The sequence below is a fragment of the Comamonas sp. genome, assembly GCF_036666375.1.
GTDB lineage: Bacteria > Pseudomonadota > Gammaproteobacteria > Burkholderiales > Burkholderiaceae_C > Comamonas.
Map to the genome: position 1 here is coordinate 1 of NZ_JAVWWA010000176.1, position 6,160 is coordinate 6,160.

General features: G+C 68.4%; 5 protein-coding genes. 2 read left to right on the plus strand and 3 right to left on the minus strand.

Going from position 1 to position 6,160, the window contains the following annotated elements:
- Positions 1 to 154: 154 nt before the first annotated feature.
- The 3 genes from RR928_RS23920 to RR928_RS23930 form a co-directional block, all read right to left on the minus strand.
- On the minus strand, positions 155 to 1,480 hold the full coding sequence (locus RR928_RS23920; RefSeq protein WP_332536866.1) for a (Fe-S)-binding protein: 1,326 nt from the start codon (positions 1,478 to 1,480) through the stop codon (positions 155 to 157).
- A gap of 129 nt (positions 1,481 to 1,609) precedes the next feature.
- Entirely contained in the window at positions 1,610 to 2,386 is a 777-nt protein-coding gene (locus RR928_RS23925; RefSeq protein WP_332536865.1) for an IclR family transcriptional regulator, read from the minus strand.
- Positions 2,387 to 2,427: 41 nt separating this feature from the next.
- Positions 2,428 to 3,414, minus strand: coding sequence for a Bug family tripartite tricarboxylate transporter substrate binding protein (locus tag RR928_RS23930; protein WP_332536863.1), 987 nt, complete (start codon positions 3,412 to 3,414; stop codon positions 2,428 to 2,430).
- A gap of 144 nt (positions 3,415 to 3,558) precedes the next feature.
- On the opposite strand from RR928_RS23930, the gene RR928_RS23935 reads away from it, so the two are divergent.
- Positions 3,559 to 4,902, plus strand: a complete 1,344-nt coding sequence (locus RR928_RS23935) for an amidase (RefSeq protein ID WP_332536862.1) — start codon at positions 3,559 to 3,561, stop codon at positions 4,900 to 4,902.
- Positions 4,903 to 5,011: 109 nt separating this feature from the next.
- A complete protein-coding gene (locus RR928_RS23940; protein ID WP_332536860.1) occupies positions 5,012 to 6,049 on the plus strand; it encodes a PDR/VanB family oxidoreductase in 1,038 nt (345 codons plus the stop codon).
- Positions 6,050 to 6,160: the final 111 nt, after the last annotated feature.

The window sequence follows — 6,160 nt, forward strand, 5'->3', positions numbered from 1 at the left end:
TCGGCGTGGGCATACATGAAAGCATTGCCACCGCCTCGGTGCTGGCGACGCTGGGCGCGTTCAACCGGCTGGGTGTCGCGCTGGCGCCGCAAGCGCGCTGAAGATCGAGCCCGCAGGCGCGCTCAGCCATCCGGTGCCATGGCCCCGGTGGTCATCATTCCTGCGGTGCAAAACTGCACAGACCCCCCTTCCACTCCGCCATTGCAAAGATCTCGGGCAGCACCTTGGCAAGTTCATCGGGGTTCATGTCTATGCCATTGGCCTCGAGCAGCGGCGTGGCCTCGCGCACGATCTCGCGGTAGTCGGTGCGCCCGCGAAACGGCTCCAGCGTGTCCGCGCAGGGCTCCAGTCCCAGCGCGCGCACCAGCAGGTCCGTGAAGTTGACGACCCGAAAGCCATGCGCCTTGCCGTCCGCCGCCAGTTGCCGGTGGCAGGCGTGGTACAGCGAGACCAGTGCGTCCACGCCGCCCTGCCGGCAGCGTTCAATGGTCTGCGCGCGCACATGCGCCTTCAACGCCGGCGCACGCTCGGCACTCGACACGCCGCACATGTAGCCCGGCTCCTCGAGTTCCTCGACGATCGTCAGCCCGGGAATGGCACGCAGCAGGCGCAGTACATCCTGGCCGACCTGGTGCATGCCATGGTGGGTATGCACGATGACGCGCTCGTTCACCGGCGTGGTGAAGAGTTGGCGCAGCTGATCCTCGCGCTCGATCAGAAACTTCGTGATGTGGTCGAAATCGAACTCCACCGAGCGATAGTCCTTGATGGTCTCCGTCAGGTGGATGTTGCACGAGGGACACCAGTTGAGCACCTTCTTGGGCTTGAAGGTGCCGAAGCGGTGCAGCGTCTGTTCACTGACCTTGCCGCCGCGCTGCAGATCGCCTTCCCACTTGCTATGAATGACGCCGCAGCAGGAGGCAGGCCCGCCCATCACCTCATAGTTGACGCCCAGCGCATCGAGCACGGTCATCGCATTGAACAGCAGCTGCGGCGTGCGCACCGGGTTGCAGCCGGTGAAGAACACCACGTCGACGTCCCTGGCCTTCTTCAGCCGCAGCAGCCGGGCCGCGTCTTCGGGTATGACCTGCATCGAGACCAGGATACGGATCGCGCGCGCCATTTTCTGGAACATGTGCGGCGTCGGCTGCGTCTTGGCCGACACCTCGGCGTTGGCCAGCATCAGCATGCGCCGCGGGTTGATGTTCTCGGGGCAGGCGGGAATGCATTTATCGCAGCCGTTGCATTGCACTGTCCAGGCAGCCGATTCCGCGCGCATCGGCTGGCCGCTGTCGCGCATGAAGTCCAGCACGCCGGCGACCACCGCCGCGGGCGGCGCCGCGGCAATCTGCGCCGCGAACGGAACGACGGGGCAGACCTCCACGCATTTGCCGCAGCGCGTGCAGCTGTCGAACAGTTCGTTCCACGAATGGGCCACGTATTCGCCGAGGCTGGGCGCAGGGTTGTGAAGTGTTTCCATGGGCATTCTCGAATGGGCGCGCGCAGGCACTCCCGTGCATGGGGACGGCCGGCGCGGCGGGAAGGAAAATAGGGCGGCGCCAGCGCAGTGGCGGCCGCAAGGTGACCGGGCCTCGGGACCCGGATAGGATCAGAGCCGCGACTCGATGGTGTGGATCGCCGACTCGAGCAGGGGAACGATTTCCTCGCCCCGCGGCGGCTTCATGCGCGCGATGCCCGAAGCAATGCTCAGCGCCGCAAAGGGCACGCCATCGGACGGCCTGCGTATCGGCAGGGCAAAGCCGCCGACATTGTCGATGTAGTCGCTGGCCGTGAACGCAAAGCGCCGGTCCGCGGTGCGCTTGACCATGAGCCGGATGCGCTCGGCGGCCAGACGCCCGGTCTCCTGGTAGCGCATGCCGTTGGCGCGCATGATGGCCTCGCGCTCCGCCTCGGGCAATGCCGCCAGGATGGCGATGCTGCTCAAGCCCACGCCCAGCGGACGGCGCGAGCCTATGTCCACCGGCATCGCCTCGACTGCGAAGGCCCCCGATTGCCGATCCAGGCACAGGGTGTCGAGGCCGCTGCGCATCACAAGAAAGACGCACTCGCCCGTCTGCCGGGCCAGGCCGCTCACCACCCCGGCGCACAGTTCGCGCAAGCCGAGCTGCGGAAAGGCCTGCAGGCCCATCTCATAGGCGAACGGGCCGAGAAAATAGCGCCGGACACCGGCCGCATGGACGGCCAGGCCTTCCTGCGTCAACGTCGCCAGCAGGCGGTAGGTGGTTGCCCGCGTGAGGTCGCAGCGCTGGGCCAGCTCGCCGGCACTGGCGCCGCGTTCGCCCGCATGCGTCAGTTCGCGCAACAGCTGTACGGTGCGGCGCAGGCTCTGGGTCCCGGCCTGGGCTGTTGCTTGAATGGGCGACATGGGATGCCTCGGTTGAAAGAAAAATGAACCGTTGGCCATTGTCACTGCCCCGGCTTCAAGGCCAGCTTCTGAATCAGCGCGCCCCATTGCGACGACTCGCGCTGCAGGCGCTCGGTGACCTCGTCCGGTCCGCGCAGCCGGGACACGGCGCCGAGTTCACTCAGGCGCTGCTGCATGTCCTTGGCCGAGACGATGCGCTCCACCTCGGCGCGCAGCCGGTCTGTGACGGGCTTGGGCGTGGACGCCGGAGCGTAGATTCCAAACCAGTTGACGGCTTCGTAGCCGGGCACACCGGCCTCGGCCAGGGTAGGCACACCGGGCAGCTCCGCCACGCGCGTGCGCGAAGTCACGGCCAGCGCCTTGAGCCGTCCAGCCTTGATCATGGGCAAGGCCGAGGGCAGCACGTCAAGCATGAAATCCACCTGGCCGCCCAGCAGATCCTGCACCGCGGGGCCGCTGCCCTTGTAGGGCACATGCACCGGTCGCCCGCCCGCCTGCGCCAGCAGCAGTTCCATGGCCAGATGCGGCAACGAACCTTCACCCGCCGACGCATACGACAGCTTGGAGCCCGGCGCCTTCAGCAGCGCGTGCAGCTCGCTCCAGCGCGCGGCCGGCACCGAGGGGTGCACGACCAGCACCAGCGGCGCTTCGGCAAACTGCACCACGGGCGTGAAGTCGCTGGCCTGCACCCGGGTCTTGTCCATCGTGTGCGGCACGATGGTGAAGACGCTGGGCACCGTCGACAGCAGCGTGTAGCCGTCAGGCGCCGCGCGCGCCACGGCTTCTGCGCCTATGGTGCCCGCGGCGCCGCCGCGGTTTTCAACGACAAACGGCTGCCCCATGGCCGCGCCCAGGCGCTGCGCCAGCACTCGCCCCAGGATGTCGACCGGGCCGCCCGGCGAGTAGCCGATGACCATCTTCACCGGCTTGGCCGGATAGGGCTGGGCCAGTGCGAAGGGAGCCGCCACCAGACACGGCAAAGCAAGTGCCAGACTCGCGGAAAAACGGACGATCGTGGAGCGCAACATGGGTGAAATTCCTGTGGTTTTGGAGAGCGATTTCAGTGTCACATGATCGACCTGCAGCGGGTAGCCGGCACTGCGAACTGCCCACATCGTGAGACCGCCAGACCGCGTGCTACGGTGCGGCTTTTTTCCACCAGCAGGCCCACCATGCAGACGTTTTCGACCCTTGCCCGACAGTTCGAAGAGCGCACCATCAGCGCCGCCTCCCTCCTGCGATCGGCACGCGAACAGGCCGAACGCAGCGTCGATCTCAACGCGCTGGCCTTTGCCGACTGGGAGGGCGCGCAGGTCACGGCGCAGCAGTGCGATGCCGCGCGTGCAGCGGGCCAGGCGCTAGGCCCGCTGCACGGCCTGCCGCTGTCCATCAAGGACCTGTACCCGGTGCGCGGCATGCCCATGCACGCCGGCACGCGCGCCGCGCTGCCTGCGGGCACATTGGACCAGGCCCTGCTCGTGAGCCGCCTGCGCAAGGCCGGCGCGGTGATCTTCGGCAAGACCAACATGCATGAAATTGCGCTCGGCTCCACGGGCGAAAACAGCTGGACCGGTGATGTGAAGAACCCCTTCGATACGCTGCGCCAGGCCGGCGGCTCGTCAAGCGGTGCGGGCGTCGCGGTGGCCACCGGCGTGGGGGTGGCCAGCATCGGCAGCGACACCGGCGGCTCGGTGCGCATTCCGGCCAATTTCTGCGGCGTGACCGGCTTCAAGCCCAGCCACGGAGCCATCCCGCTTGACGGCGCGCTGCACCTCTCCTGGACCTGTGACCACGCCGGCCCGCTGGCCGCCAGCGTTGCCGATTGCGCGCTGCTGTTCGAGGTGATGGCGGCCCGGAGCCTGGCGGTGACGCGCACGGCGCGCGCGCCGCGCCTTGGCGTGCCCACCGCCTGGCTCAACGGGCGCCTGGCGCCCGCCGTGCGGGCGCACTTCGAGCGCACGCTGGAGCGGCTCACCCGGGCCGGCGCGCAGCTGGTGGACGTGGCCACGCCGCTGCTGCCGCAGGCCGCGCGCTGCTTCACGACCATCGTCCAGGCCGAGGCCGCCTGGACCCACCGCGCGGCACTGCTGCAAGGCGGCGCAGGCTTTTCGCCAAGCGTTCTGGCACCGCTGCAAAGCGGCCGGCAGATCGCCGCGACCGACTACATCGACGCGCTGCGGATGCGCGCGGCCATCGCCGCCGAACTCGATGCCGTGCTGGCCGGCTGCGATGCGCTGCTGCTGCCCACGTCGGCCGTGGTCGCGCCGCTGCGCGGACAGCTGCATGTCGAGGTCGAGAGCGGGCCGATGACCGTGCGCGAAGCGGTTCTGGGACAGACCCTGCCCTTCTCGCTGGTCGGCGTGCCCGCGCTGTCGATTCCCACGGGCCTGGTCGATGCGCTGCCGGTGAGCCTGCAGGCCGTGGGCGCGCGCGGTGCCGACGCCGCGCTGCTGGGCCTGGGCCAATGGCTGGAGACGCAGGTCGGCCAGCGGCTGCAGCCCCCCGCCCGGCCATAGGCAACGGCGTGCCATTCTCACCATGCGGACCAATGCCCGCAGCGCGTTGACGCTGCGCGGCAAGCTGCGGCCTACTGCGGCTGAACTTCACGCCACCTGCCGCTTTGCCATGAACCTGCCTGCCCCCCTTGAAGACGCACTTGCGCCCACAGCAACCCTTGAGCCCCAGACGCTCACCGACCATCCCGGACTCCGCGAGGCGCTGGTCGCAGCGGTGACGCCGGTCAGCGAGGGCGTGCTCAGCATCGCCTTGCAGCCCGCAGCGCCCACCCCCGGATTTCCGGCCTTCGACGCGGGTGCGCATATCGACCTGCACCTGCCAGGAGGAATGGTGCGCAGCTACTCGCTGCACAACCCGCCCGGACAGAAGGATCGCTATGTGATAGGCGTGCTTCACGAGCGCGCCGGCCGCGGCGGCTCCCGCTGGATACACGAAAACCTGCGTGCCGGCGACCGGCTGATGATCTCGGCGCCGCGCAACCATTTCGCGCTGGACGAGCAGGCGCAGCGCTCGGTGTTTGTCGCCGGCGGCATTGGCGTGACACCCGTGCTGTCGATGCTGCAGCGCCTGGTGGCGCTGGGAAAACCGGGCCATTTGATCTATTGCGCGCGCAGTCGGGCCAGCGCGCCCTTTCTCGACCTGCTGGCAACGCTGACCCCGCACGGCATCAGCGTGCAGACCCACTTCGACGACGAGGCCGGCAGCCCTCCCGATCTGCAAACACTGCTTTCGCGGCATCTGTCCACCGATCACTTCTACTGCTGCGGCCCTGGGCCCATGCTCCAGGCCTTCGAGAGCAGCTGCGAGACGCTGGGCTTTGGCAATGTCCATGTCGAACGCTTCAAGGCGCAGGCCCAGCCGCTCGCGGCGGCCGTCGACGGTTTCTGCAGCGTCGAGCTCAGGCGCAGCGGTCTGACCCTGGAGATCGCGAAGAACACGCCGCCGCTGGGCGCGCTGCTGGCCGCGGGCATTGCGGTGGAATACAGCTGCGAGGAAGGCGTCTGCGGAGCCTGCGAGACGCCTATCCTGGAAGGTGAGGCCGATCATCGCGACAGCCTTCTCAGCGCAGCGCAGAAGGCCGGGCAGCAATGCATGATGGTGTGCGTTTCGCGCTGCCGCTCGGACCGCATGGTGCTGGACCTCTAGACCCCGCGCCGGCCGCGCTCAGGCTGCTGCGGCGGCGCCCGCCACCAGCTGCGCCACCGGCGCGCGGCTGGCAACCAGCTTTTTGGCCCGCATGAACTGCCGCGGGCTGTT

What these genes read in the sequence shown, in the direction of transcription:
- RR928_RS23935 (WP_332536862.1), top strand. Translation starts at nt 3,559, where the DNA reads ATGCAGACGTTTTCGACCCTTGCCCGACAGTTCGAAGAGCGCACCATC.
- RR928_RS23930 (WP_332536863.1), bottom strand. Translation starts at nt 3,414, where the DNA reads ATGTTGCGCTCCACGATCGTCCGTTTTTCCGCGAGTCTGGCACTTGCT.
- RR928_RS23940 (WP_332536860.1), top strand. Translation starts at nt 5,012, where the DNA reads ATGAACCTGCCTGCCCCCCTTGAAGACGCACTTGCGCCCACAGCAACC.
- RR928_RS23920 (WP_332536866.1), bottom strand. Translation starts at nt 1,480, where the DNA reads ATGGAAACACTTCACAACCCTGCGCCCAGCCTCGGCGAATACGTGGCC.
- RR928_RS23925 (WP_332536865.1), bottom strand. Translation starts at nt 2,386, where the DNA reads ATGTCGCCCATTCAAGCAACAGCCCAGGCCGGGACCCAGAGCCTGCGC.